This window comes from Pseudomonas sp. HT11 (genome assembly GCF_044875395.1).
GTDB lineage: Bacteria > Pseudomonadota > Gammaproteobacteria > Pseudomonadales > Pseudomonadaceae > Aquipseudomonas.
The window spans coordinates 2,101,905-2,127,579 of the sequence record NZ_CP173217.1; the positions used below are offsets into that span (position 1 = coordinate 2,101,905).

Annotated in this window: 17 protein-coding genes, 2 tRNA genes, 3 rRNA genes and 2 pseudogenes; 15 read left to right on the forward strand and 9 right to left on the reverse strand. The window is 58.1% G+C overall.

Annotated elements, in window-relative coordinates; translation table 11 throughout:
* Nucleotides 1–3: 3 nt before the first annotated feature.
* Nucleotides 4–1,812 carry an aminopeptidase P family protein gene (locus tag ABWL43_RS09670; protein WP_404487508.1) on the forward strand — a complete coding sequence of 603 codons (1,809 nt, stop codon included), beginning with the start codon at nucleotides 4–6 and terminating at the stop codon, nucleotides 1,810–1,812.
* 4 nt (nucleotides 1,813–1,816) lie between these two features.
* On the opposite strand, the pseudogene ABWL43_RS09675 reads toward ABWL43_RS09670, so the two are convergent.
* Nucleotides 1,817–1,960, reverse strand: a pseudogene (locus ABWL43_RS09675) (LysR family transcriptional regulator); the annotation flags it as partial.
* Between ABWL43_RS09675 and ABWL43_RS09680 the strand changes: the two are divergent.
* Nucleotides 1,951–2,097: pseudogene (locus ABWL43_RS09680) on the forward strand (quinone oxidoreductase); the annotation flags it as partial. The pseudogenes ABWL43_RS09675 and ABWL43_RS09680 overlap by 10 nt on opposite strands.
* Here the strand turns inward: ABWL43_RS09680 and ABWL43_RS09685 are convergent.
* The 4 genes from ABWL43_RS09685 to rhtA form a co-directional block, all read right to left on the reverse strand.
* Nucleotides 2,090–2,680: a 2-hydroxychromene-2-carboxylate isomerase gene (locus tag ABWL43_RS09685; RefSeq protein WP_404487509.1), complete on the reverse strand. Its 591-nt coding sequence runs from the start codon at nucleotides 2,678–2,680 to the stop codon at nucleotides 2,090–2,092. The pseudogene ABWL43_RS09680 and the gene ABWL43_RS09685 sit on opposite strands and share 8 nt — an antisense overlap.
* A gap of 36 nt (nucleotides 2,681–2,716) precedes the next feature.
* On the reverse strand, nucleotides 2,717–3,448 hold the full coding sequence (locus tag ABWL43_RS09690; protein WP_404487510.1) for an SDR family oxidoreductase: 732 nt from the start codon (nucleotides 3,446–3,448) through the stop codon (nucleotides 2,717–2,719).
* A 114-nt stretch (nucleotides 3,449–3,562) separates the two neighbouring features.
* Nucleotides 3,563–3,844 carry a hypothetical protein gene (locus ABWL43_RS09695; protein ID WP_404487511.1) on the reverse strand — a complete coding sequence of 94 codons (282 nt, stop codon included), beginning with the start codon at nucleotides 3,842–3,844 and terminating at the stop codon, nucleotides 3,563–3,565.
* A 165-nt stretch (nucleotides 3,845–4,009) separates the two neighbouring features.
* Complete coding sequence (gene rhtA, locus ABWL43_RS09700) at nucleotides 4,010–4,897, reverse strand: threonine/homoserine exporter RhtA (RefSeq protein ID WP_145165922.1); 888 nt, start codon at nucleotides 4,895–4,897, stop codon at nucleotides 4,010–4,012.
* Nucleotides 4,898–5,595: 698 nt separating this feature from the next.
* On the opposite strand from rhtA, the gene ABWL43_RS09705 reads away from it, so the two are divergent.
* The 8 genes from ABWL43_RS09705 to mrdA all read left to right on the forward strand — a co-directional run bounded on the left by ABWL43_RS09705 (nucleotide 5,596) and on the right by mrdA (nucleotide 13,600).
* A 16S ribosomal RNA gene (locus tag ABWL43_RS09705) occupies nucleotides 5,596–7,132 on the forward strand.
* Between the two features lie 82 nt (nucleotides 7,133–7,214).
* A tRNA-Ile gene (locus tag ABWL43_RS09710) sits at nucleotides 7,215–7,291 on the forward strand.
* Nucleotides 7,292–7,321: 30 nt separating this feature from the next.
* Nucleotides 7,322–7,397, forward strand: a tRNA-Ala gene (locus ABWL43_RS09715).
* A 251-nt stretch (nucleotides 7,398–7,648) separates the two neighbouring features.
* Nucleotides 7,649–10,540 (forward strand): 23S ribosomal RNA (locus ABWL43_RS09720).
* A 170-nt stretch (nucleotides 10,541–10,710) separates the two neighbouring features.
* Nucleotides 10,711–10,826: ribosomal RNA gene (gene rrf / locus ABWL43_RS09725) — 5S ribosomal RNA — on the forward strand.
* Together the 16S, 23S and 5S rRNA genes with 2 tRNA genes alongside form the textbook arrangement of a ribosomal RNA operon.
* A gap of 499 nt (nucleotides 10,827–11,325) precedes the next feature.
* Entirely contained in the window at nucleotides 11,326–11,478 is a 153-nt protein-coding gene (locus ABWL43_RS09730; RefSeq protein WP_404488382.1) for an aldehyde dehydrogenase family protein, read from the forward strand.
* Nucleotides 11,460–11,573 (forward strand): aldehyde dehydrogenase family protein, encoded by a 114-nt coding sequence (locus ABWL43_RS09735; RefSeq protein WP_262206300.1) that lies wholly within the window; start codon nucleotides 11,460–11,462, stop codon nucleotides 11,571–11,573. The genes ABWL43_RS09730 and ABWL43_RS09735 overlap by 19 nt, the downstream gene beginning before the upstream one ends.
* Before the next feature lie 134 nt (nucleotides 11,574–11,707).
* The gene (mrdA, locus tag ABWL43_RS09740; protein ID WP_106580023.1) at nucleotides 11,708–13,600 is read left to right on the forward strand and encodes a penicillin-binding protein 2; all 1,893 of its coding nucleotides are present in this window, start codon (nucleotides 11,708–11,710) and stop codon (nucleotides 13,598–13,600) included.
* Nucleotide 13,601: 1 nt separating this feature from the next.
* On the opposite strand, the gene ABWL43_RS09745 is transcribed toward mrdA, so the two are convergent.
* The gene (locus ABWL43_RS09745) at nucleotides 13,602–14,003 is read right to left on the reverse strand and encodes a GFA family protein (protein WP_404487512.1); all 402 of its coding nucleotides are present in this window, start codon (nucleotides 14,001–14,003) and stop codon (nucleotides 13,602–13,604) included.
* A gap of 99 nt (nucleotides 14,004–14,102) precedes the next feature.
* Here ABWL43_RS09745 and ABWL43_RS09750 point away from each other — a divergent pair, with 99 nt between their 5' ends.
* Entirely contained in the window at nucleotides 14,103–14,570 is a 468-nt protein-coding gene (locus ABWL43_RS09750) for an SRPBCC family protein (RefSeq protein WP_404487513.1), read from the forward strand.
* Between the two features lie 206 nt (nucleotides 14,571–14,776).
* On the opposite strand, the gene ABWL43_RS09755 is transcribed toward ABWL43_RS09750, so the two are convergent.
* Nucleotides 14,777–17,530, reverse strand: coding sequence for an autotransporter domain-containing protein (locus ABWL43_RS09755; protein WP_404487514.1), 2,754 nt, complete (start codon nucleotides 17,528–17,530; stop codon nucleotides 14,777–14,779).
* 109 nt (nucleotides 17,531–17,639) lie between these two features.
* On the reverse strand, nucleotides 17,640–19,877 hold the full coding sequence (locus ABWL43_RS09760; protein WP_404487515.1) for a TonB-dependent receptor: 2,238 nt from the start codon (nucleotides 19,875–19,877) through the stop codon (nucleotides 17,640–17,642).
* Between the two features lie 217 nt (nucleotides 19,878–20,094).
* Here ABWL43_RS09760 and ABWL43_RS09765 point away from each other — a divergent pair, with 217 nt between their 5' ends.
* From ABWL43_RS09765 to ABWL43_RS09780, 4 genes are all read left to right on the forward strand, one after another.
* On the forward strand, nucleotides 20,095–22,452 hold the full coding sequence (locus ABWL43_RS09765; RefSeq protein WP_404487516.1) for a DNA polymerase II: 2,358 nt from the start codon (nucleotides 20,095–20,097) through the stop codon (nucleotides 22,450–22,452).
* Nucleotides 22,453–22,525: 73 nt separating this feature from the next.
* A complete protein-coding gene (locus tag ABWL43_RS09770; protein WP_262206293.1) occupies nucleotides 22,526–23,104 on the forward strand; it encodes a GNAT family N-acetyltransferase in 579 nt (192 codons plus the stop codon).
* A 13-nt stretch (nucleotides 23,105–23,117) separates the two neighbouring features.
* Nucleotides 23,118–23,750 carry a glutathione S-transferase N-terminal domain-containing protein gene (locus ABWL43_RS09775; protein WP_404487518.1) on the forward strand — a complete coding sequence of 211 codons (633 nt, stop codon included), beginning with the start codon at nucleotides 23,118–23,120 and terminating at the stop codon, nucleotides 23,748–23,750.
* Between the two features lie 164 nt (nucleotides 23,751–23,914).
* On the forward strand, nucleotides 23,915–24,493 hold the full coding sequence (locus ABWL43_RS09780) for a DUF4174 domain-containing protein (RefSeq protein WP_404487519.1): 579 nt from the start codon (nucleotides 23,915–23,917) through the stop codon (nucleotides 24,491–24,493).
* Between the two features lie 108 nt (nucleotides 24,494–24,601).
* On the opposite strand, the gene ABWL43_RS09785 is transcribed toward ABWL43_RS09780, so the two are convergent.
* Entirely contained in the window at nucleotides 24,602–25,657 is a 1,056-nt protein-coding gene (locus ABWL43_RS09785; protein WP_404487520.1) for an acyltransferase family protein, read from the reverse strand.
* Between the last annotated feature and the right edge of the window lie 18 nt (nucleotides 25,658–25,675).

The window sequence follows — 25,675 nt, forward strand, 5'->3', positions numbered from 1 at the left end:
ACAATGAGTACGCAGCCTTTGACCCATGGAACGGTTCCCCAGCGCCTGGCGCACACCCGTGAACTGATGCGCCGCGAGGGCATCCACGCCCTGTTGGTACCGTCGGCCGACCCGCACTTGTCCGAGTACTTGCCGGGTTACTGGCAGGGGCGGCAATGGCTGTCGGGGTTTCATGGTTCGGTGGGCACGCTGATTGTCACCGCAGATTTCGCCGGTGTCTGGGCCGATAGCCGTTACTGGGAACAGGCAACCAAGGAACTCAAGGGCAGCGGTATCGAGCTGGTGAAGTTGCAGCCCGGCCAACCCGGCCCGCTGGAATGGCTGGCCGAGCAAACCCCCGAAGGCGGCGTGGTGGCGGTGGATGGCGCGGTCATGGCCGTGGCCTCGGCGCGTACCCTGGGCGGTAAGCTGACAGAGCGCGGCGCGCGCCTGCGTACCGATATCGATGTGCTCAACGAAGTCTGGCAAGACCGCCCGGCCTTGCCGAACCAGCCGATCTATCAACACCTGCCGCCGCAGGCGACAGTCAGCCGTGGCGAGAAGCTCGCCGCGCTGCGTGCCAGCTTGAAAGAGAAGGGGGCCGACTGGCACTTTATCGCCACCCTGGATGACATCGCCTGGCTGTTCAACCTGCGTGGCGGCGATGTGTCGTTCAACCCGGTGTTTGTATCGTTTGCCTTGATCAATCAGCAGCAGGCCACCTTGTTTGTGGCGCTGAGCAAGGTCGATGCCGAGTTACGCGCGGTGCTGGAGCAAGAGGGTGTGACCCTGCGCGACTACAACGAAGTGGCGGATGCACTGCGCGCTGTGCCGTCGGGCGCGAGCTTGCATGTTGACCCGGCGCGGGTCACGGCCGGTTTGCTGGAAAACCTCGATGTCGGCGTCAAGCTGGTCGAAGGGCTGAACCCGACCACGCTGGCCAAGTCGCGCAAGAGCCTGGCCGACGCCGAGCATATCCGCCAAGCCATGGAGCAGGACGGCGCGGCGTTGTGCGAATTCTTCGCCTGGCTGGACAGTGCGCTGGGCCGTGAGCGCATTACCGAACTGACTATTGATGAACACCTGACGGCCGCGCGTACCCGTCGCCCCGGTTATGTGTCGTTGAGTTTCAACACCATCGCGGCCTTCAACGCCAATGGCGCGATGCCGCACTACCACGCCACTGAAGAAGAACACGCGCTGATCGAAGGCGATGGCTTGCTGCTGATCGATTCGGGCGGACAGTACCTGGGCGGCACCACGGACATCACGCGGATGGTGCCGATCGGCACGCCGAGCGAAGAGCAGAAGCGTGACTGCACGCGGGTGCTCAAGGGCGTGATTGCCTTGTCGCGTGCGCAGTTTCCCAAGGGCATTCTGTCGCCGCTGCTGGACGCCATTGCGCGTGCGCCGATCTGGGCCGAAGGCGTGGACTACGGCCACGGCACGGGTCACGGTGTAGGCTATTTCCTGAATGTGCATGAGGGCCCGCAAGTGATTGCCTACCAGGCCGCCACTGCACCGCAAACGGCGATGCAGCCGGGGATGATTACCTCGATTGAGCCGGGCACTTATCGCCCAGGCCGTTGGGGCGTGCGCATCGAGAACCTGGTGTTGAACCGTGAAGCGGGCAAGACCGAGTTCGGTGAGTTTCTCAAGTTCGAAACCCTGACCCTGTGCCCGATCGACACCCGTTGCCTGGTGCCGTCGCTGCTGACGGCGGACGAGCGCGAGTGGTTCAACGCCTACCACGCCGAGGTGCGCGAGCGGCTTAGCCCGCTGCTCAGCGGCGCTGCGCTGGAATGGTTGCAGGTGCGCACAGCGGCGATTTGATCGGTTACAGTTCGGGCGCCTGGGCCAGGGCGTCGGCCATATAGTCGACGAACGCCTTGACCCGCGCCGACTGGCGGCGATTGGGCGCCGAGACCGCGTAGATGGGCAGTGACGGCGGGGTGTAGTCCTGCAACACCGATACTGGCCGACGCGGCCAGGTTGATCGATGCGGGCAAGCTCAAGCCGATCATGGACCCGCATCAATTCGACCTGCAGACGGCAAACGCCGCTTACGATTTGCTCGCAAGCGGCGCTCAGGGGCGATTGGCGATAGCGATTAGCTGAGGGCTTCGCGCACAAATTCCAGACGGTCCTGACCGAAGAACAGCTGGTTGCCTACAAACATGCTGGGCGCACCGAACACGCCGCGCTGAACGGCGTGTTCCGTGTTGTCCTTGAGGGCGGCTTTCACGCTTTCATCATTGGCCAGGGCCAGCACTTCTTCCGGATTGAAACCGGCTTCGGTCAACACCGCGGCCACGACAGCGGGGTCGCCCATATTCCGACCTTCGACCCAGAGGGCGCGGAACAGGCAGTCGATGAAGCCTTGGAAGCGCTCGGGCTGGTGACGCTGCATGCCGGTCACTGCGCGCATCAGCATCAGGGTATTGATGGGGAAGTGCGGGTTGAACTTGAGCGTCACGTTGTAGCGTTGGGCATACCGCGCCAGGTCATTAAACATGTATCGGCCCTTGGCTGGGACGCTGATGGGGGATGCATTGCCGGTGGCTTTGAACACGCCTCCGAGCAGCATCGGCTGATACACCAGGGTCGCGCCGGTTGCGGCGCACAAGGCAGGCAGTTGGGAGTAGGCCAGGTACGTGGCGGGACTGCCGAGGTCAAAGAAGAATTCCAGGGTTTTACTCATGGTCGATGCTCGCTGCTTATTGTTGTGGAGGCGTGCTTACCAGGGTTCATTCCAGGGGCGCAGGTCCAGTTCGAAGGTCCAGGCGTCGCGTGGCTGGCTGTGCAGGTACCAATAGTTGTCGGCGATGTGTTCGGGGTTGAGGATGCCGTCCTGATCCTTCAGGGCGTATTTTTGCGGGAAGTTGTCGCGAATGAAGTCGGTGTCGATGGCGCCGTCGACCACTACGTGAGCCACATGGATGTTCCTAGGGCCCAGCTCTCGCGCCATGCTTTGTGCGAGTGCGCGGATGCCGTGCTTGGCACCGGCAAACGCAGCGAAACCCGCAGCGCCGCGCAAGCCTGCGGTAGCGCCGGTGAACAGGATGGTGCCGCCGTTGCGGGTGACCATGCGCTTGGCCACTTCGCGCGCATTCAGGAAGCCGGAGAAGCAGGCCATCTCCCAGATCTTGAAGTACTTGCGCGCGGTTTCTTCAAGGATGCTGCAAGGCACGTTGGCGCCGATATTGAAGACGAACGCTTCGATCGGGCCCAACTCGCTTTCGATCTGTTCGACCAGCGCGATGACCTCGTCTTCCTTGCGTGCATCACAGGCAAAGCCGTGGGCTTGGCCACCGGCCGCCTGGATGCTGTCGACCAAGGGCTGCAGTTTGTCTGCGCTGCGGCGGGTGACGCAGGCCACGTAGCCTTCGCGCGCGAAGCGCTTGGCAATGGCGCCGCCGGTGGCATCACCGGCACCCACTACCAATACGATTTTGTTGTTTTCTGTCATGGGAACTCCGTTGCTCGATAGTCGAGCAGGAGTGTAGCCGCCGCGTCGCAAAGGGCCGGGTCGAGATCAGATTTTCAGAAAAGAGGAGCAGTCGGATGAAGACTGCTCGGGTGCTCACTTACAGATGACGATCATGCTGCGACTGGTGTAGCCGGCAGGGTTGAGGCCGAAGGGGTAGTCTCCAGGCTCCTCGGAGTTGTCACCGGACTTGGCGATAACCCGGTAGCCCTTGGCTCCGCATGAATTGACTGCGCTGGTGTAGCACTGGTCCCAGGAGGAGGACAGCCCCGAACAGTTGATATGCAGCCCTTTTTTGCCCCGTTTCACTTCTGTCTTGGTGGTCGCAGCACAGCCCGCAATGCCCACGACCATGAACAGTATCAATATTCTTTTCATCACTATCCTTAATAGCCGCTTCGCAAAAAGGCTCGATGCAGGCTTCACTCGCTCTCGATTGTAGCGTTCAGCTGTCCTTGTCGAAATTCTCCATGAAAGACATTCATTTACGGCCTAAACATGGCCTAAATAAGCGGCAAATACCAGAGCTACCTTAGATAGCGGTCAATCGGCCGGCACCAGCGGTTTGGATTCATTGCGCATCGTCAGCGTAGCGCCTACAGAGGCCAGGATAATGCAGGTGATGGCCAGCCACTGTGCCAGCGACAAGTGCTCTTGCAGGAAGAACAGTCCGGAAAGCGCGCCGAATGCAGGCTCGATGCTCATCAGGGTGCCGAAGGTGCGGGCAGGAAGGCGGGTGAGTGCGACCATTTCCAGGGTATAGGGCAGGGCCGTGGACAAGATGGCGACAGCCAGGGCGACGGGGATCAGTGCTGGGGTCAGCAGTGCGGCGCCTGCGTGGACGATGCCAATCGGCGCGACAAACAAGGCAGCAATCATTACGCCGAGTGCTGCGGTCTGGACGCCATTGTCGTTGCCGGCCTTTTGGCCAAACAGAATATAGAGCGCCCAGCAGACACCCGCGCCGAGGGCATAGGCTGCGCCCGTCAGATCGATACCGCTGCTGGCTTCGCCTATGGGTATGAGTAGTAGAAGGCCGGCGATCGCAAGGCCGATCCATAGAAAGTCCACCGCCCGGCGCGAAGCGTAGATCGCAACGGCGAGCGGGCCTGTGAATTCCAGCGCTACTGCGATGCCCAGGGGCACTGTGCGCAAGGACATATAGAAGAGGAAATTCATGCCACCCAGCGCCATGCCATAAATGACAACGGTACGCAGGGACTTGGCCGTGAGCTTGGCGCGCCATGGGCGTAATAGAAGCAGCATGATCACACTGGCAAATATCAGCCGCAGGGTGGTCGTGCCCTGGGCGCCGACAATGGGAAACATGCTTTTGGCCAGCGAGGCGCCGGACTGGATGGACGCCATGGCTATTAATAGCAGGCCGACCGGGAACAACGCCGATGCCAGGCTGCGGGGTGGGGTGGTCATTGGGGGTGTTTGTCCAAAGTCGTGGTGGAGAGGCAGGGGGCATATGATGCTCAACTGGTGAGCTTTGAGCAATATATTGCTCAGTTGCTGGATTTTGACCGTCTATATAGAAGGTGTCGTTAGGTTTACGGGGAGTTTGATAGAAAATCCAAATTAAGGGTTGACGGCAGATTCTGGAAGTCTACAATTCGCCCCACTTCCGGCGCAGTCGAAACGGAAAACTCCTTGGTAAACAAAGAGTTACGCGAGATTCGACAGCGAGTTGCTTCAGTTCATCGAAGCCCAGAAGGAGTTGGTAGGGCAGTGTTGTTTGGCTCTATTAACGTTTCGATCTTCTCGGTCGAAAGCGGAGAAAAAGAGGTGTTGACAGCAGCGTGTAACGCTGTAGAATTCGCCTCCCGCTAACGAGAGATCGGAAGCGCAAGTGGTTGAAGTTGTTGAAGAAGTCTTCGAAAACTTCTGAAAATAATCACTTGACAGCAAATGAGGCTGCTGTAGAATGCGCGCCTCGGTTGAGACGAAAGATCTTAACCAGCCGCTCTTTAACAACTGAATCAAGCAATTCGTGTGGGTGCTTGTGGAGTCAGACTGATAGTCAACAAGATTATCAGCATCACAAGTTACTCCGCGAAAAATCAAAGATGTAACCAACGATTGCTGAGCCAAGTTTAGGGTTTCTTAAAAACCCAAAGATGTTTGAACTGAAGAGTTTGATCATGGCTCAGATTGAACGCTGGCGGCAGGCCTAACACATGCAAGTCGAGCGGTAGAGAGAAGCTTGCTTCTCTTGAGAGCGGCGGACGGGTGAGTAATGCCTAGGAATCTGCCTGGTAGTGGGGGATAACGTTCGGAAACGGACGCTAATACCGCATACGTCCTACGGGAGAAAGCAGGGGACCTTCGGGCCTTGCGCTATCAGATGAGCCTAGGTCGGATTAGCTAGTTGGTGAGGTAATGGCTCACCAAGGCTACGATCCGTAACTGGTCTGAGAGGATGATCAGTCACACTGGAACTGAGACACGGTCCAGACTCCTACGGGAGGCAGCAGTGGGGAATATTGGACAATGGGCGAAAGCCTGATCCAGCCATGCCGCGTGTGTGAAGAAGGTCTTCGGATTGTAAAGCACTTTAAGTTGGGAGGAAGGGCATTAACCTAATACGTTAGTGTTTTGACGTTACCGACAGAATAAGCACCGGCTAACTCTGTGCCAGCAGCCGCGGTAATACAGAGGGTGCAAGCGTTAATCGGAATTACTGGGCGTAAAGCGCGCGTAGGTGGTTTGTTAAGTTGGATGTGAAATCCCCGGGCTCAACCTGGGAACTGCATTCAAAACTGACTGACTAGAGTATGGTAGAGGGTGGTGGAATTTCCTGTGTAGCGGTGAAATGCGTAGATATAGGAAGGAACACCAGTGGCGAAGGCGACCACCTGGACTAATACTGACACTGAGGTGCGAAAGCGTGGGGAGCAAACAGGATTAGATACCCTGGTAGTCCACGCCGTAAACGATGTCAACTAGCCGTTGGAAGCCTTGAGCTTTTAGTGGCGCAGCTAACGCATTAAGTTGACCGCCTGGGGAGTACGGCCGCAAGGTTAAAACTCAAATGAATTGACGGGGGCCCGCACAAGCGGTGGAGCATGTGGTTTAATTCGAAGCAACGCGAAGAACCTTACCAGGCCTTGACATCCAATGAACTTTCTAGAGATAGATTGGTGCCTTCGGGAACATTGAGACAGGTGCTGCATGGCTGTCGTCAGCTCGTGTCGTGAGATGTTGGGTTAAGTCCCGTAACGAGCGCAACCCTTGTCCTTAGTTACCAGCACGTAATGGTGGGCACTCTAAGGAGACTGCCGGTGACAAACCGGAGGAAGGTGGGGATGACGTCAAGTCATCATGGCCCTTACGGCCTGGGCTACACACGTGCTACAATGGTCGGTACAGAGGGTTGCCAAGCCGCGAGGTGGAGCTAATCCCATAAAACCGATCGTAGTCCGGATCGCAGTCTGCAACTCGACTGCGTGAAGTCGGAATCGCTAGTAATCGCGAATCAGAATGTCGCGGTGAATACGTTCCCGGGCCTTGTACACACCGCCCGTCACACCATGGGAGTGGGTTGCACCAGAAGTAGCTAGTCTAACCTTCGGGAGGACGGTTACCACGGTGTGATTCATGACTGGGGTGAAGTCGTAACAAGGTAGCCGTAGGGGAACCTGCGGCTGGATCACCTCCTTAATCGACGACATCAGCTGCTCCATAAGCTCCCACACGAATTGCTTGATTCATTGAAGAAGACGATAAGAAGCAGCCCGAAATTGGGTCTGTAGCTCAGTTGGTTAGAGCGCACCCCTGATAAGGGTGAGGTCGGCAGTTCGAATCTGCCCAGACCCACCAATTTTGTGTGGGAAACGCCTGTAGAAATACGGGGCCATAGCTCAGCTGGGAGAGCGCCTGCCTTGCACGCAGGAGGTCAACGGTTCGATCCCGTTTGGCTCCACCACTACTGCTTCTGAAAGTTTTGAAAGCTTAGAAATGAGCATTCCATCCAGGCGATGGTGAATGTTGATTTCTAGTCTTTGATTAGATCGTTCTTTAAAAATTTGGGTATGTGATAGAAAGATAGACTGAACGTTACTTTCACTGGTAACGGATCAGGCTAAGGTAAAATTTGTGAGTTACTCGTAATTGAGTATTATCGAATTTTCGGCGAATGTTGTCTTCACAGTATAACCAGATTGCTTGGGGTTATATGGTCAAGTGAAGAAGCGCATACGGTGGATGCCTTGGCAGTCAGAGGCGATGAAAGACGTGGTAGCCTGCGAAAAGCTTCGGGGAGTCGGCAAACAGACTTTGATCCGGAGATGTCTGAATGGGGGAACCCAGCCATCATAAGATGGTTACCTTACACTGAATACATAGGTGTAAGGGGCGAACCAGGGGAACTGAAACATCTAAGTACCCTGAGGAAAAGAAATCAACCGAGATTCCCTTAGTAGTGGCGAGCGAACGGGGACTAGCCCTTAAGTGGCTTTGAGATTAGCGGAACGCTCTGGAAAGTGCGGCCATAGTGGGTGATAGCCCTGTACGCGAAAGTCTCTTAGTCATGAAATCGAGTAGGACGGAGCACGAGAAACTTTGTCTGAATATGGGGGGACCATCCTCCAAGGCTAAATACTACTGACTGACCGATAGTGAACTAGTACCGTGAGGGAAAGGCGAAAAGAACCCCGGAGAGGGGAGTGAAATAGATCCTGAAACCGTATGCGTACAAGCAGTGGGAGCAGACTTTGTTCTGTGACTGCGTACCTTTTGTATAATGGGTCAGCGACTTATTTTCAGTGGCGAGCTTAACCGAATAGGGGAGGCGTAGCGAAAGCGAGTCTTAATAGGGCGTCTAGTCGCTGGGAATAGACCCGAAACCGGGCGATCTATCCATGGGCAGGTTGAAGGTTGGGTAACACTAACTGGAGGACCGAACCGACTACCGTTGAAAAGTTAGCGGATGACCTGTGGATCGGAGTGAAAGGCTAATCAAGCTCGGAGATAGCTGGTTCTCCTCGAAAGCTATTTAGGTAGCGCCTCATGTATCACTGTAGGGGGTAGAGCACTGTTTCGGCTAGGGGGTCATCCCGACTTACCAAACCGATGCAAACTCCGAATACCTACAAGTGCCGAGCATGGGAGACACACGGCGGGTGCTAACGTCCGTCGTGAAAAGGGAAACAACCCAGACCGTCAGCTAAGGTCCCAAAGTTATGGTTAAGTGGGAAACGATGTGGGAAGGCTTAGACAGCTAGGAGGTTGGCTTAGAAGCAGCCACCCTTTAAAGAAAGCGTAATAGCTCACTAGTCGAGTCGGCCTGCGCGGAAGATGTAACGGGGCTCAAACCATACACCGAAGCTACGGGTATCACGTAAGTGATGCGGTAGAGGAGCGTTCTGTAAGCCTGTGAAGGTGAGTTGAGAAGCTTGCTGGAGGTATCAGAAGTGCGAATGCTGACATGAGTAACGACAATGGGTGTGAAAAACACCCACGCCGAAAGACCAAGGTTTCCTGCGCAACGTTAATCGACGCAGGGTTAGTCGGTCCCTAAGGCGAGGCTGAAAAGCGTAGTCGATGGAAAACAGGTTAATATTCCTGTACTTCTGGTTATTGCGATGGAGGGACGGAGAAGGCTAGGCCAGCTTGGCGTTGGTTGTCCAAGTTTAAGGTGGTAGGCTGGAATCTTAGGTAAATCCGGGATCTTAAGGCCGAGAGCTGATGACGAGTTAACTTTTAGTTAACGAAGTGGTTGATGCCATGCTTCCAAGAAAAGCTTCTAAGCTTCAGGTAACCAGGAACCGTACCCCAAACCGACACAGGTGGTTGGGTAGAGAATACCAAGGCGCTTGAGAGAACTCGGGTGAAGGAACTAGGCAAAATGGCACCGTAACTTCGGGAGAAGGTGCGCCGGTGAGGGTGAAGGACTTGCTCCGTAAGCTCATGCCGGTCGAAGATACCAGGCCGCTGCGACTGTTTATTAAAAACACAGCACTCTGCAAACACGAAAGTGGACGTATAGGGTGTGACGCCTGCCCGGTGCCGGAAGGTTAATTGATGGGGTTAGCTAACGCGAAGCTCTTGATCGAAGCCCCGGTAAACGGCGGCCGTAACTATAACGGTCCTAAGGTAGCGAAATTCCTTGTCGGGTAAGTTCCGACCTGCACGAATGGCGTAACGATGGCGGCGCTGTCTCCACCCGAGACTCAGTGAAATTGAAATCGCTGTGAAGATGCAGTGTATCCGCGGCTAGACGGAAAGACCCCGTGAACCTTTACTATAGCTTTGCACTGGACTTTGAATTTGCTTGTGTAGGATAGGTGGGAGGCTTTGAAGCGTGGACGCCAGTCTGCGTGGAGCCAACCTTGAAATACCACCCTGGCAACTTTGAGGTTCTAACTCAGGTCCGTTATCCGGATCGAGGACAGTGTATGGTGGGTAGTTTGACTGGGGCGGTCTCCTCCTAAAGAGTAACGGAGGAGTACGAAGGTGCGCTCAGACCGGTCGGAAATCGGTCGTAGAGTATAAAGGCAAAAGCGCGCTTGACTGCGAGACAGACACGTCGAGCAGGTACGAAAGTAGGTCTTAGTGATCCGGTGGTTCTGTATGGAAGGGCCATCGCTCAACGGATAAAAGGTACTCCGGGGATAACAGGCTGATACCGCCCAAGAGTTCATATCGACGGCGGTGTTTGGCACCTCGATGTCGGCTCATCACATCCTGGGGCTGAAGCCGGTCCCAAGGGTATGGCTGTTCGCCATTTAAAGTGGTACGCGAGCTGGGTTTAGAACGTCGTGAGACAGTTCGGTCCCTATCTGCCGTGGACGTTTGAGATTTGAGAGGGGCTGCTCCTAGTACGAGAGGACCGGAGTGGACGAACCTCTGGTGTTCCGGTTGTCACGCCAGTGGCATTGCCGGGTAGCTATGTTCGGAATAGATAACCGCTGAAAGCATCTAAGCGGGAAACTAGCCTCAAGATGAGATCTCACTGGAACCTTGAGTTCCCTGAAGGGCCGTCGAAGACTACGACGTTGATAGGTTGGGTGTGTAAGCGCTGTGAGGCGTTGAGCTAACCAATACTAATTGCCCGTGAGGCTTGACCATATAACACCCAAGCAATTTGCTTGCTTCGAGCTAAAAAGCGTAAGAGCACCAGATTGCGGTGTGTGAAGACGAAATGAACCGAAAGTTCGAATCTCACAAAACACCGAAAGCTGTCACATACCCAATTTGCTGAAGCGAGGCCACATGGTCACGACTCAGTACCCGAATTTCTTGACGACCATAGAGCATTGGAACCACCTGATCCCATCCCGAACTCAGCAGTGAAACGATGCATCGCCGATGGTAGTGTGGGGTTTCCCCATGTGAGAGTAGGTCATCGTCAAGATTAAATTCCAGAGCCCCTGTTTGCTAACGCAAACAGGGGCTCTGTTTTGGGCGGTCGAAAAGCGCAGGTGCAAGCGTGCTGCCGATGGGCGTCGACCATAATGCGTGCTCTCTGATACAGAACTTGTGTATCAGAACTCTCGCTCCTTGATCATCTCAATCAGCGCCCTCGACCCAGCCGGTACATGCCACCGTTGGAGTCCACTCTCCAAGTACACGTATCAGCGCCCCCGCAGCCGGCTCTGCAGCAGCATTCCACTCCGTCAATCCCATCCCCGCCCAACGCTTGGATGAGATAGAAGCGCTGGTAACCGAGCAAGTCGCCGATATCCGGGCGGGTGCAGCGATACATTCAGATCGGCATCGAGGAGGGCGCTCACCTATTGGTGGGTGGCCCCGGCTTGCCTGACGGAATCGACGCGGGCTGATCCATCAGGCCCACCGCCTTTAGTTGCGTTACCAACCCGCTGACCAAGATCTTCGGGCCTGTTCTGTCGATCATCCCCTACGATGACCAAGATGAAGCGCTAACCATCGCCAACGATACGCCCTACGGTCTCCAGGCTTACATTCTGTCCTCAGCCCTGCAAAGAGGCTTCGCGCATCGACGCCGTTCGCGTGTTGATCGATACCCGTGGCCCACGAGCCGCTAGCGCCCTTCGGCGGCTTCAAACAATCAGGTATAGGCCGTGAGTACTGCACACTCGGATTGGAGGCCTTTCTGGAGCCTAAATCCGTGCTCTCCTGACAAAACAGCATGCCGTTGGGGAAATCGATGCAAAGTGTTTCTGCATTTTTGGTATGGTGCAGCACATTTTCACAAGGATTGATTTTTCATCCGCAGGACGCGGCGTCGACCTTCTTCAACGAGATGCTGTAGAAATGCCTGAACCGATACCGATCAAGGATCACGAAAAAGAAAACCGTCTGGTCAACAAGCGCCTGCTTGCCTGTGCGTTGTTGGTCATCGGCATCACCTGCGCCCTGGTGGGCCGCATGTATTTCCTGCAAGTGGTGCAGTACGACTACCACTCCACGATTTCCGAAAACAACCGGGTCCACGTCCTGCCGATTACGCCCACGCGCGGGTTGATCTATGACCGCAACGGTGTGGTTTTGGCCGACAACCGTCCCAGCTACAACCTGACGATTACCCGCGAACGCACAACCGACCTCAAGGGTGAGCTGGATGCCATCGTCAACCTGCTGCACCTGCCCGCCGAAGACCGTGCGGTGTTCGACAAGGCGCTGAAGCAGGCTCGTCATCCTTTTGTGCCCGTGACGCTGTTTTACGAATTGACTGAGGAACAGATCGCGGTACTGGCCGTTAACGAATTCCGTTTGCCTGGCGTGGACGTCGAGCCGCAATTCGTCCGTCACTACCCGCTGGGCGCACATTTTGCCCACTCGATCGGCTACGTCGGCCGAATCAATGAAAAAGAATCCAAGGCCCTTGATTCGGTCGAGTACCGAGGTACGCAGTCCATCGGCAAGACCGGTATCGAGCGCTTCTACGAATCCGAACTGCACGGCCATGTCGGTTATGAAGAGGTCGAGACCAATGCGCAAGGCCGCGTACTGCGCGTGCTCAAGCACACCGACCCGATCCCCGGCAAAAACATCGTTCTGAGCCTCGACGTCAAACTCCAGGAAGCGGCGGAAGAAGCCTTGGGCGATCGACGTGGTTCGGTTGTCGCCCTCGACCCGCAAACCGGCGAAGTACTGGCGATGGTCAGCAAGCCGAGCTTTGACCCTAACCTGTTCGTGACCGGTATCAGCTTCAAGGAATACGCGGCGCTGCACGACTCCATCGACCGGCCGCTGTTCAACCGTGTGCTGCGCGGGCTTTATGCGCCCGGTTCGACCATCAAGCCGGAAGTGGCTATCGCCGGTCTCGACAGTGGCGTGGTCACCGCACAAACCCGTGTGTTCGACCCCGGTTACTACCAGCTGCCCGATTTTGACCACAAATACCGCAACTGGAACCACAGCGGCGACGGCTGGGTGGACATGGACGCGGCGATCATGCGCTCCAACGACACCTACTTTTACGACCTTGCCCACAAGCTGGGCATCGACCGTCTGCACGATTATCTGGCCGAATTCGGGCTGGGGCAGAAAGTCTCCCTCGACATGTTCGAGGAGTCTGCAGGACTGATGCCGTCCCAGGCGTGGAAGCGCGCGACGCGACGCCAGCCGTGGTTCCCAGGTGAAACGGTGATTCTCGGCATCGGCCAGGGTTATATGCAAGTCACGCCGTTGCAGCTGGCCCAGGCCACCGCGTTGATTGCCAACAAAGGCGTGTGGAACCGCCCGCACCTGGCCAAGACCATCAATGGCGTGCCGCCGGTGGATGAAAACCCGATGCCCAACGTGGTCCTCAAGGACCCGCGTGATTGGGAACAGGTCAACCATGGCATGCAACTGGTAATGCACGACCCGCGCGGTATCGCCCGGGCTGCGGCGGTCGGCGCCCAGTATCGCATTGCCGGCAAGAGTGGTACCGCGCAAGTGGTTGCGATCAAGCAAGGTGAGCGTTACAACCGGAACAAAACCCTGGAACGCCATCGCGATAACGCTTTGTTCGTCGGCTTCGCGCCGGCCGAACATCCGAAAATCGTGATCTCGGTAATGATCGAAAACGGTGAAGCCGGCGGCCGTGTGGCGGGCCCTGTTGTGCGGCAAATCATGGATGCCTGGCTGCTCGACCAGGAAGGCCACCTGAAGCCGCAATACGCGACGCCGGCCAAAGCCCCGGGTGACCCGCACGTCTGACTCAGACCTTCCACTCGTCCCAGTGCTCTGCGGCTTGATAAGCGAGCCAGGGCACATCATGGGCCGTCCAGATGTGCGAGGTGGGCCGTACGCCCGGATCATCATCCAGCGTCGCCACTCGCACAATCACATGGGGCTGGTGCCTACGCTCAGCCATCAGATGTGAGCCGCATCGCGAGCAGAAATGCCTGAATTTGCCCGGCGAAGATTCAAGCGACGACAGCAGCGCTTCGCCCCGTGTCCAGCGGAAATGTTCGCGCATCACCCCGGCTGTGGCCACGAACGCTGCTGCATGCACCTTGCGGCAGCTGTCGCAGTGGCAGTGGCTGATAGGCATATCCAGGCTGTCCACTTGGTAGCACACAGCTTTGCAAAAGCAACTTCCATTCAACGGGTCAGTCATAAACGTATTGCCCGATCAAGGATGGGGTCATCATCATCGCGCACACGCCAAGGTTGCGCATTGGTCGATGTCGCCTACTGTCAATGGAGGAGGTGACTTATGCACGTATTAGATCGCATCGAACGAAAAGTCCTGCTCAATGCTTCACGTAAACAGGTGTGGGATGCGCTTACCGACGCCGAGCAATTCGGCAGCTGGTTTGGCATTGCCCTCAAGGGTAAAACTTTTACCGCTGGGCAAACCATCGAGGCGCCCATCACCTTTCCCGGCTACGAACATGTGGTGTGGAAGGCCAGGATCGAACGAGTGTTACCGCAAACCCAGTTTTCGTTTTGGTGGCACCCTTACGCGGTGGAGAAGGGGGTCGATTATGACAATGAAACACCAACATTGGTGGAATTCACCATCGAGGACCGTGCGCCGGGCATCCTGCTGCGGGTTGTCGAGTCGGGGTTTGACGCGGTGCCCGAAGCCCGACGCCAGACAGCCTTCAAGATGAATTCACGGGGCTGGGATGAGCAAATGAACAACATCGAAACCTACCTCGCCCAAGCCCGCCGAGCCTGACCCAAACGGGCATCCTTGCTGATGCCCGTCTTCACGACTGTCAGCCTTCGTGAGCCGTGGTGATTGCCAGCGTATCGGTAAAGGTCACTTCTTGGCGCAGCGAGCAGGACACATTCATTAAGAGGACTTCCATGTGAGTAAAGCCCTCAGTCTGGTGGCGAGTCAGCGATGCGCAATTCGTTGACGGCCTTGGGTGTTCACGGGTCTTAGAAACTCATCTGCCATTGCCCGACCAGCGCATGGTTACGGCTACTGCTGCCCAGTTCGCCGTTGTAGCCGAGGCTCAAACTCTGCCGTGCAGACAAGCCCACATCCAGCCCCACTTCAACCATCAGGCTATCGCGGTCCAGAGCGCTGCCTTCAACGTTGAACGCGTCGCCTCCGACCTGAAAGGCTTGGCGGACTTCGCTGTCAACATTGCCGTACAAGTGCCGCCAGCCGAGGCTGGCTCGCGGAGTCAGGCTGACGCCATTCTCCAACTGGTTGAGATAAGCCAGGCGCATACCCGTTGTGCTGCTGAAGTTATCCAGCGTTTGTGCGTCGACTTGTAGCGACGCTATTCCGCCTTTTTCGGCAAAGCTGTCGCGGTGATAGCGTTGATAACCCAGGTTGACGAATGGCTCGACACTGAAACGGCCGCTGCCCAAGGCATAGCCTATTTCGGCAAAAGCTTGTTGGCTGTCGGCATCGTAGTCACCCTTGGGGCGGTCGCTGAAACCTTCAAACTCAATTGTGCGTTTGTTATTGCCTGAGTGATGGCTATACGCGGCGCCCAATCGCAGGGCGAGCGGGCCATCCTGGCGTACGACATACGCACCGACGTGCCAACTGCGCAAGGTGTTATCGACGTTGTGGCTGTCCACATCGGTCTTGGAGTAACCGCCCAATACACCCAGGCGCCAGAGCGGCGACAACGACCAATCCATCCCCAGCAGGCTGCCTTGTGTACGCTGCTGGGAGGACTCGGTGCCGTGCTGACCGTCAAGCCTGCCGTAGCTGCCGATACCTTGCAGCCAGACGCGGCCGCGCGCGTTCGGGTCATTCAGGTTGCGCGCGTTGTTGGGCACGCCAGTGGCTGCCAACCCTGGGGTTTGTGACGGTTCAAGGCCGACCAGCAAACTTGAGCTGCTGCTCATCTGGCGCATGGCCGACAGCATCGATGTGCCAACCTGGGCGCTAGCCGCCAGTGTGGCACTGGCAAGGTTGGAGTTGCTGCTGCCGGCCAATGCTTCGATGGCGGCGCTGGCGGTGGCCTCGGAGGTGCCCAGCAATGCGTCGTACAGTGGGTTTGGGTTGGGCTGCCAAGAGGGTAAAGGGAATGAGCCGTCCCAATTTTTCCAATGACTCCAGGTAATTCCCTCGATGGTGTACGCCGCGCGGGCACCGTTGGCAGTACGGGCATAATCGATGAACTCGATGTCGTTGCGGGTATAGCTAAGGTTCACCTTGTCACTTTCGTAACTGATTACCGGCGTCAGGAAAGCGTACCCCATCTGGTAAGACTCATCGAAGGTGCCCGTGATACTGCCCGCTTGAATGATCGTGTAAGTACTGTGCCAGGGGTAATTCATCATCGAGGTACCAGGTCGAAGCGACAAACTGGCCCCATTGAGGCTTGCATTACCGGTGACATGGGTCGTCGCAGCGCTGCCGTCGGAGTTGGTAGCAAACTCGAATGTAGAACCTGGGTTCATGACCAGGTTGCCGTTCACCTGTGGAGCACCCACGACGGTGTCAGTTATTAACTTGCCACTCACGGTAAGGTTGTTCAACGAACCTCGGCCTTGGTAGTTCGCGCCGAAGTCGACGATGACATCGCCGGCAATACTTCCCTGGTTGTTCAGAAGTGCGCCAGAAGCTACAAGCGCGCCTACTTTGAAGTCGCCGTTGCCCTTGATCACCCAGTAGCCGCTATTGACTTGTAGCGAATCGAAATTGCGCGTCCCATCAATCGTACCGTCGGGCTCTTGCTCCGAGCCCCAGTATCTATAGCCTTCCAGAATCATTGTGTTATGGCCTGACCCGCCGTCAACCAAACCCTCAAAGCGGGCGTCACGGTAAACCGTCAAGGTATCGTTACCACCGCCCAGGTCGAGGGCCACACCATTGCCGCCGCTGATCAGAGCGCCGTTGTACACGTGATCGTCGAAGTCACCGATGAATCGCGCGCCATAACCATTCAGCCCGCGCAGGTCGACGAAGTTTCTCAGTTCCGTTGGGCCTGATGCCGGCCCGTCATGGCCGTCGCTGACCAGCAGACTGTTGTCGGCGCCGGTTATCGAACCGGTGCGCGGGGTAACGAAGTCGTATGTTCCCCCGTTGAACATATACCCACCGCCAATCGACACGCCGTCGCTGGTATTGGCCCGACCGTTTTTGTCTACGCCGCTGGCACCGTTGGCTCGAATATCGCCGGGGTTGTAGATGCTGGCGATGCCACCAATCCGCACGCCATCACCGTCGACGTTCTTCTGCTGGCCATCTTGGCCACCGGTGATCGTGCCGTAATTGTAAACGTTGCCATCGCCGGCGATGGAGACGCCCGCGCCGTTACGTCCGATGAGCGTGCCCGAGTTGCTCAACGCATCGAACTGATCGCCCGAAATACCATGGCGACCTCCCGAGATCACGCCTCTATTTTCGATGCGTACAGTGTTCCCGGAGCCAAGGTTGATCGCATCGAATTTATCACCGCCGGTGATCGCGCCATCATTGCTGATGAATACGTTTCGCTGCCCAACGGGAAGGTTTTCGCGTATGTCGACGGCGGTTGCGGCGCTGTTGATACTGCCCGTTTTGGTCACTGCCAGGCTGGGATCAAAAAAGTAGCCGCTGCCGATGGTTTGGGCTGCTGTGGTTGGCTTATCAATCAGGACTTTTGCCTGGCTGGCGTCGGAGAGCCAGGCACTGGAAACAATCAGCGAAATATGTAGGGCGAGACGACGGGGTACGAACGACATGCGCGAAATCCTTTTCTTGAATCGCGCTATTTTCCTATATAGCCATTTGATATTACCAGCACATTCTAATCATCAAATGCGCTGGCAATCAGGCGCAAGGTTGTTGAAGTTAGAAATCCACCGTCGCCGACAACTTCGCCACCCGCGGATCACCCTGGGTCAGATAGCCACCCAGCGCAGATTCCCAATACTTGGTATTGGCCACGTTCTCCACGGTTGCGCCCAACGTCACATCACGCTGCGCCACCTTGAAGTTGTAGCGCGCACCCACATCGAAGCGATTCCAGGCCGGCAGGCTCAGGTTGTTCGCTGCATCGGCGTACTGGCCGCCGGTGCGCAACATCCGGCCGTTGACGCTTACGCCTTGCAGGCCCGGCACATCCCAATCCACCCCGGCGTTGAGCTGGAACGACGGCACGCCAATCGCACGGTTGCCGTCATTGGCGCCGTTTGCCGTGCCGTTGACTTCAGTGTGAATAATCGTCGCGCCGCCCAGTAGACGCAGGCCGCTGACCGGTTCACCGAAGACGTTCAGCTCAACGCCCTTGTTGACTTGCTCGCCCTGGAAGACATAGGTGGCGGTGCCGTCCGCATTCAGCTGGGAGTAACCTTGAGTCGGCTGTTCAATGCGGTACACGCCCAGTGTCGCTCCGTAGGTGCCCATATCAACCTTGACGCCCGCTTCGGTCTGTTTCGAGCGGGCCGGTGCGAAGGTCTGGTTGGCGTTGGTCACGCTGGTAGCGCTGCCAAACGTGCTCGGAGCGGTCGGCCCCGAAGCCAGGCCTTCAATGTGGTTGGCATACAGCGATACATGGTCCCAAGGCTTGAACACCAAGCCATACACCGGCGTGGTGATGCCTTTGGCGTAATTGGCAGTGCGCGTGCCGGTGCCATACGCGTAGCCTTGAACCACCAGTTCCTGGCGGCGCAGACCGGCCGTGAACAGCAGGCTGTCATCCATGAAGCCAAAAGTGTCCGATACCGCAGCGCTGCGGGCGAAGGTCTTGGCGGTGATGCCTGGGTCGTTCAGGTCGCTGCCGGAGGTGAAACCGCCTTTGGCCGGTGCTGACACGTCGGCCGGATTGTAGATATTGGTTGGCTGGCTGCCGGCGGCAAAGTCGAAGGCGTTACGGGTCTGGGTCCAGATGCCGGTCAGGCCCAGGTTCAACTTGTGGCTGACAGCGCCGGTCTGGAACTTGCCGTTCAGGCCGGCCATCAGGCTGGTGTTGTCTTCCTGGTGCGCGATGTTCGAGCCGCTGACCGTGGCATTGCCCAATGCGTCGTTCAGGGTGACCGACGAGTAGCGCCCCAGTTCGTTGGTGTGCTTGGCACCGCCGGCAATGTAGGCGGTCCAGTTGTCGTTGAGGTCGTATTCGCCTCGCAACACGCCGAACGTGTCTTCGAGGCTGGTGGTGCCCCAGTTCGGCGCGTAGTTGGTGTCGGCAGACGGGGCGTTGGGGATGTGGGTCAGCCCACTGCCGAGCAGCACCGTATTGCGCCCGCCGTTCACTTGCTGCTTCTGATACACAAAGTCCCCCGACAGGCGCAGCGCATCGCCGCGGTAATCGAGGCCGACCGAGAACAGCTTCGAGCGCTGGTTTTCGTCGTCAACGGCCGTATCGCCTTCACGCTGGGACAGGTTTACCCGCGCACCAAAGCGATTGTCCTCGCCAAAACGCTGGCCGATGTCAAGGTGTTCACCCACTCGGCCATCACTGCTGATGTCGGTGCTGAAACGGCGCAACGGCACATCATCGGCGCGCTTGGGCTGCAGGTTCACGCCGCCGCCAATGCCGGAGCCGCCGGGCGTTACACCGTTGATGAACGCGTTGGGCCCCTTGAACACTTCAACCCGTTCCAGGGCGTCGGTGGACATGATCTGGCGCGGCAGGATGCCGTACAAACCGTTGAAGGAAATGTCGTCGCCATTGAGCGGCAGGCCGCGAATCACAAAGGCCTGGGCCTGGTTCGCGTAGCCCGATGCCTGGCGCACCGACGAGTCGTTGAGCAGCACATCGCCGACGGTTTGCGCCTGCTGGTCGCGAATCAATTTCTCGGTGTAGGAGGACATGCTGAATGGCACGTCCATGATGTCCTGGTTGCCCAGCACACCCAGTTGCCCGCCGCGTGCAACCTGGCCACCCGCGTAAACCGGCGGTAGCGCGTTTGGCGCGGGCGCGTCGGCGTTGATGTTGGTGGCACCCAGTTCCAGTGTGTTGCCGTCCTGATGGTTATTCGCATCCTGCGGGGTGACTGGGGTTGCAGCATGGGCAGCAAGGCTCACGGAGCAGCAAAGGGCGAGCAGGGTAGGGCGAAACGGCACACAAAGTCGGGTACGGAAGGGCATGGTCGATCCTGACGGCGAACCGTCAATGTGAGGAAAAGGGCAACAACGTTGCGCTTCCTCGCTGCGCGGATACGACTCCGGTGCGAATGATAGTGATTGTTATTAATGTTCTGCAACAAATTTGTGAGATTGCGGTCTGCGTGCGCGTTAACGTGCCGCGTTTACGCGGATGCCGAGTAGAATCACGCCCTGAAAGCGATTCCTGAGGTGCGGCACGGTGGATTTACAGCAGGGTTTTGTCCTGACCCGGCATTGGCGCGACACGGCGGCGGGTACGGAGGTCAGCTTCTGGCTGGCGACCGACCAGGGCCCTCGGTGCGTGCGCCTACCCGTGCAAACCTCGGTGATGTTTATCCCCGAGGCCTATCGCAAACAGCTCGACTGGTTGCTCCAGGGCGAGCGCGATATCGAACTGCGCCCGCTGCAGCTGTGTGATTTCCATCACCGTCCGGTGTTGGGCCTCTACACGCGCCAGCACCGCCAGCTGATGGACCTGGAAAAACGCCTGCGCGCCGCCGGTGTCGATGTCTACGAAGGCGACGTCCGCCCGCCCGAGCGCTACATGATGGAGCGCTTCATCACCGCTCCCGTGTGGTTCGGCGGCACACCAGACGCCAACGACGTGCTGATCGATGCGCAGATGAAACCCGCACCCGACTACCGCCCGCCGCTGAAACTGGTGTCGCTGGACATCGAAACCACCGCCCAGGGCGATCTTTATTCCATCGCCCTCGAAGGCTGCGGCGAGCGCCAGGTGTACATGCTCGGCCCGCCGAATAAAACCGACGCGGTGGACTTCAAGCTCGACTATTGCGACAGCCGCGCGCAACTGCTCGAGCGCCTCAACCAATGGCTCGCCACCCACGACCCCGATGCGATCATCGGCTGGAACGTGGTGCAGTTCGACCTGCGCGTGCTCCACGAACATGCCCAGCGCCTCAACGTGCCGCTGCTGCTTGGCCGTGGCGGCGAAGCCATGGCCTGGCGCGAACACGGCAGCCGCAATCACTACTTCGCGGCGGCAGCGGGGCGGTTGATTATCGACGGCATTGAAGCCCTGCGTTCGGCCACCTGGAGCTTTGAATCCTTCAGCCTGGAGAACGTCGCGCAAACCTTGCTCGGCGAGGGCAAGGACATCTCCACGCCGTACCAGCGCATGGACGAAATCAACCGCATGTTCGCCGAGGACAAGCCTGCGCTGGCGCGCTACAACCTCAAGGACTGCGAGCTGGTCACGCGCATTTTCGAGAAGACCGAGTTGCTCAAGTTCCTGCTGGAGCGGGCCAGCGTCACCGGCCTGCCGGCCGACCGCAACGGCGGCTCGGTCGCCGCGTTTACCCACCTGTACATGCCGTTGATGCACCGCCAGGGCTTTGTCGCGCCAAACCTGGGCGACAAGCCGCCCCAGGCCAGCCCTGGCGGTTTTGTCATGGACTCGCGTCCCGGCCTGTATGAGTCGGTGTTGGTGCTCGACTACAAAAGCCTTTACCCGTCGATCATCCGCAGCTTCCTGATCGACCCGGTGGGCCTGATCGAAGGCCTCAAGCACCCCGAAGCGAGTGAGTCGGTGGAAGGCTTTCGCGGCGCGCGGTTCTCGCGAACCCGGCACTGCCTGCCCTCCATCGTCACGCGTGTTTCCGAAGGCCGTGAAGCGGCCAAACGCGAGCACAACGCGCCGCTGTCCCAGGCGCTGAAAATCATCATGAACGCCTTCTACGGTGTGCTCGGCTCCAGCGGTTGCCGCTTCTTCGACACGCGCCTGGCGTCCTCGATCACGATGCGCGGGCACCAGATCATGCGCCAGACCCGCGAACTGGTTGAGGCCAAGGGCTATGAGGTGATCTACGGCGACACCGACTCCACCTTCGTCTGGCTCGGCAGCGCGCATTCTGCGGATGATGCCAGCCGCATCGGCCGGCAACTGGTGCAGCACGTCAACGACTGGTGGCGTGCGCATTTGCACAGCGAATACGGCCTGCAAAGCGCCTTGGAACTGCAATACGAAACCCACTTCAGCCGCTTCCTCATGCCGACGATCCGCGGCGCAGAAGAGGGCAGTAAAAAGCGTTACGCCGGCCTGGTCGTGCACGCCGATGGCCGCGAAGACATGGTCTACAAAGGCCTCGAAACCGTGCGCAGCGACTGGTCACCGCTGGCCCGGCAATTTCAGCAGGAGCTCTACCAGCGCATCTTCCACCGCCAGCCCCATCAGGACTACGTGCGTGACTACGTGCGCCGCACCCTGAGCGGCGAACTCGACCACCTGCTGATCTACCGCAAACGGCTGCGCCGCCAGTTGGACGACTACGAGCGCAACGTCCCGCCGCATGTGCGCGCCGCCCGCCTGGCAGATGAATACAACGACCGCCTGGGACGCCCGCGCCAGTACCAGCGTGGCGGTTGGATCAGCTATGTGATCAGCGTCAACGGCCCGGAACCGCTGGAAGTGCGGCAGGCGCCGATCGACTACGACCACTACGTCACTCGGCAATTGCAGCCGGTGGCCGACGCGATTCTGCCGTTCGTGAACGATGATTTCGGCACCCTGGTCGGCGGGCAGATGGGCCTGTTCTAAAACGCTTGCCTGGATGCGATCAGAGCCTGCACTCTTGGCCTCTGACGACCACCCTCCAACGGCGCAGTTCTTCATGACTCAGATCACCCTGACCGGCAGCTCGGTCGAACTCCAACCCTTGCAACGTAAACATGCCGCCGCGCTGGTCCAGGCTGCCGCCGACGGTGAATTGTGGAACCTTAAAGTCACCAACGTGCCGGGTCCCGAGACCGTCGACACGTACATCAACGTCGCCCTCGCCGGGCGTGAGGCCGGCAGCATGATCCCGTTCGCGATCGTGCGTCGCGACACAGGTCAGGTAGTCGGCAGCACGCGGTTCTGGAAAGTCGACCGGGTGAATCGCAAGCTTGAAATCGGCCACACCTTCCTGGCGCAATCCACACAAAAAAGCGGCGTCAACACCGAAGCCAAGCTCCTGCTGCTGACCTACGCTTTTGAAGTGCTCGACTGCGTACGTGTGCAATTCACCACCGACGAACTCAACGAAAAATCCCGCGCCGCGATCCTGCGCCTCGGCGCCGTACAAGAAGGCATCGTGCGCCACGAGCGCATCATGCCCGACGGACGCAAGCGCAACTCGGTGCGCTTTAGCATCATCGATTCGGAGTGGCCGCAGGTGAAGGCCAACTTGCAGGCCAAATTGCTGCGCTAAGGAGCAAACGCCCATGTACACGCTTTACGGCATTGATGAATCCGGCTCCTGCATGATCGAAATCGCCCTGCAACGTTGCGCGGTGCCGTGGCGTCGCATCGACGCCAGTTCCTGGGCAGATGGCGAGGGCAGTGAAGCCCTCGCGCGCATCAACCCGCTCAAACAAATCCCCACGCTGGTCACGCTCGATGGCCAGGTGCTGACCGAAAGCGCCGCCATCCTGATCCACCTGGGCCTGGAGTTTCCCGCCTCGGATCTCCTTGCCGGCAACCGCGCCCAGATCCTGCGCGGCCTGGTGTACATCGCTGCCAATTGCTACTCGGCTATCGGCATCATTGACTACCCGCAACGCTGGCTGGGCAACGCCGATGAAGCGGCGCAGACGCAATTGACCACCGGCACGCGGCGCTATCTGCACCATGCGTGGGTGGTGTTCGCCCAGCAGTTCGCCGACCAGTTGTTCGCCCCCAATCAGGTGCCGAATGCACTGGGCATCATGGCCGCAGCCGTGTCGCGTTGGGACGCGGCGCGCGAGGTGTTGAGCAACCTGGCGCCCGGCTTTGCCCAGACGTTGGCGCAAGTGGATGCCGACCCTGTCGTGGCGCCCGTGTTTGCGCGGCATTGGCCGGAATGGGGCGTCTCTTAATGTTTCCGCAATCAGAAGAAACAATCACCGTGGCACGCGCCCAACCCCTTGCGTAGCAGGCTTCCTGACCTACGCTTCTTAACGAGGTGTAGGAATCATCCTTGAAATTGACTGTCGCAGACATGAAACTCAAGAACCCTGCATGGAATTCAAAGGAGGTGCGCATGCTCATCCGGTCGCTGACCCTGGCTACCTTGATGGCTTTTACGGGGCCGCTGTTGGCCGCGGATGATATCAACCCGCTCAAGCAGGACTTGGGCAAGTCGCGTCCGCTGGTGGTGGTGGAACTTGACTCCGGAAACGAAGCATTGGCGAACCTGAAAAAACAGCTGGATGAGCCTGCCAACAAGCAGTCCTTTGAAGAGCGCAGCATGGTGTTCTACACCGTGAAGTTCGGCAGCATCGGTGCCGAAGGCGAGAAATTTGCCAAGGACGCCAAGGACAATAAAAAGCTCACGCCGCCTGAAACCAACGCGCTGATCCGTGCCCTCAAGCTCGGCGCCGGCAGTGGCACCAAAGTGATTTTGGTCGGCAAGGACGGCGAGAAGAAACTCGAAAAAACCGTGCCGCCGGATACCCTCGACCTGAAGGAATTCTTCAGCGCCATCGACCAGATGCCCATGGCTGAAAAAGAGCTTGCCGCGCCTGCAGATCCAGAACCCGCCGCGCCCGCCAAAGGCGCAAAAGCGGCCAAGCCCGCAAAAGCCGGCAGCAAGGCCGCCGCGCCACAACTTGATGATTGAACCTACATAACCCCTGTGGGAGCGGGCTTGCCCGCGATGACGGAGTGTCAGTCAAAACACCTTTGAATGACCCACCGCTATCGCGAGCAAACCCCCTCCCGCAGGGAGTTAGTGGTTTTCTGAAGGTTTGACGGCTTTGCGCACCGGAAACGGAAAGTAGAAAAACCGCAGGAACGCCACCCGTTTGATCACTTCCCCGATCATCAACGGCACCACCACCGCCACCACCAGGCCCAAACACGCCGCCAGAAACGAATGTATGCCCAGGCGTTCGAGCAGGTCGACAGTCTTGTGCTGGATTTCGCCATGGAAAATCAACAGGATCAGGGTCGACTGACCGATGTAGGTCATCGCCCGAGTGAGCAGGGCCGACACCATCAGTACCCGCGCCAGTGCCCAGCATGCGTACACGCCGATCGCCGCCAGCACGCTGGTCCACAGCCAGCTGTCGTAGCGACGTTGCGCCAGGTCCATGGTGTCCCACGTGGGAATGAACACCGCAGCAAACAACAGGACCGAGACCAGGCACGTCAGCCACGATCCCGAATGTGTACGCAACCAATCGCGTGCCAGGTAGCCGACGATGAAGTAGGTGCTGCTGATCAAGGTGATATCCAGGCTGAACGGCAGCCCCGGCAGCACCCAGTGGTGACCGCCGAGCGTCACCGGCAATTGCCAGAACAACGGCAGCAGCCAAACCCCGAGAAGCAGTTGCGCCGCGATCAGCACGCCGGTCACCCACAACGACAGCTTCAGGCGCTGGATCAACCGCAGCATCACCCAACTGAACAGAATCGCCACCCAGAAGTGCGGCAGGAACCACATGGCCTGCCACGGAATGGTGTCCACCGAGGCATACAGCACGCCGCCGATATCCGGCAGCAGCGGCTGGCCGCGCAGCAGGGCGCGCACGATGACATACACCAGCATGGTGAAGAAAAACGGCTTGAGCAGCCCGTCAGCCTTGCGCACCGCCATCTCCACGAACGGTTGCTCGGGTTTGAAGAGCACGCCAGAGAGGAAAAAGAACAACGGCAAGATGAACGAAGCGAGGATCGGATACAGCAGGTCCGGCGAGGTCGCCACGAACCAACTGTGGGCAAACACGATCACCAGGATGCCGATGCCCCTGGCGATATCCATCTGAATCCAACGATGCTTCATCTGACTATTCCCGATCGG

Bases quoted from the DNA above. Each gene is read 5' to 3' on its own strand.
- ABWL43_RS09670 (WP_404487508.1), top strand. From the start codon at position 4: ATGAGTACGCAGCCTTTGACCCATGGAACGGTTCCCCAGCGCCTGGCG.
- ABWL43_RS09685 (WP_404487509.1), bottom strand. From the start codon at position 2,680: ATGAGTAAAACCCTGGAATTCTTCTTTGACCTCGGCAGTCCCGCCACG.
- ABWL43_RS09690 (WP_404487510.1), bottom strand. From the start codon at position 3,448: ATGACAGAAAACAACAAAATCGTATTGGTAGTGGGTGCCGGTGATGCC.
- ABWL43_RS09695 (WP_404487511.1), bottom strand. From the start codon at position 3,844: ATGAAAAGAATATTGATACTGTTCATGGTCGTGGGCATTGCGGGCTGT.
- rhtA (WP_145165922.1), bottom strand. From the start codon at position 4,897: ATGACCACCCCACCCCGCAGCCTGGCATCGGCGTTGTTCCCGGTCGGC.
- mrdA (WP_106580023.1), top strand. From the start codon at position 11,708: ATGCCTGAACCGATACCGATCAAGGATCACGAAAAAGAAAACCGTCTG.
- ABWL43_RS09745 (WP_404487512.1), bottom strand. From the start codon at position 14,003: ATGACTGACCCGTTGAATGGAAGTTGCTTTTGCAAAGCTGTGTGCTAC.
- ABWL43_RS09750 (WP_404487513.1), top strand. From the start codon at position 14,103: ATGCACGTATTAGATCGCATCGAACGAAAAGTCCTGCTCAATGCTTCA.
- ABWL43_RS09755 (WP_404487514.1), bottom strand. From the start codon at position 17,530: ATGTCGTTCGTACCCCGTCGTCTCGCCCTACATATTTCGCTGATTGTT.
- ABWL43_RS09760 (WP_404487515.1), bottom strand. From the start codon at position 19,877: ATGCCCTTCCGTACCCGACTTTGTGTGCCGTTTCGCCCTACCCTGCTC.
- ABWL43_RS09770 (WP_262206293.1), top strand. From the start codon at position 22,526: ATGACTCAGATCACCCTGACCGGCAGCTCGGTCGAACTCCAACCCTTG.
- ABWL43_RS09775 (WP_404487518.1), top strand. From the start codon at position 23,118: ATGTACACGCTTTACGGCATTGATGAATCCGGCTCCTGCATGATCGAA.
- ABWL43_RS09780 (WP_404487519.1), top strand. From the start codon at position 23,915: ATGCTCATCCGGTCGCTGACCCTGGCTACCTTGATGGCTTTTACGGGG.
- ABWL43_RS09785 (WP_404487520.1), bottom strand. From the start codon at position 25,657: ATGAAGCATCGTTGGATTCAGATGGATATCGCCAGGGGCATCGGCATC.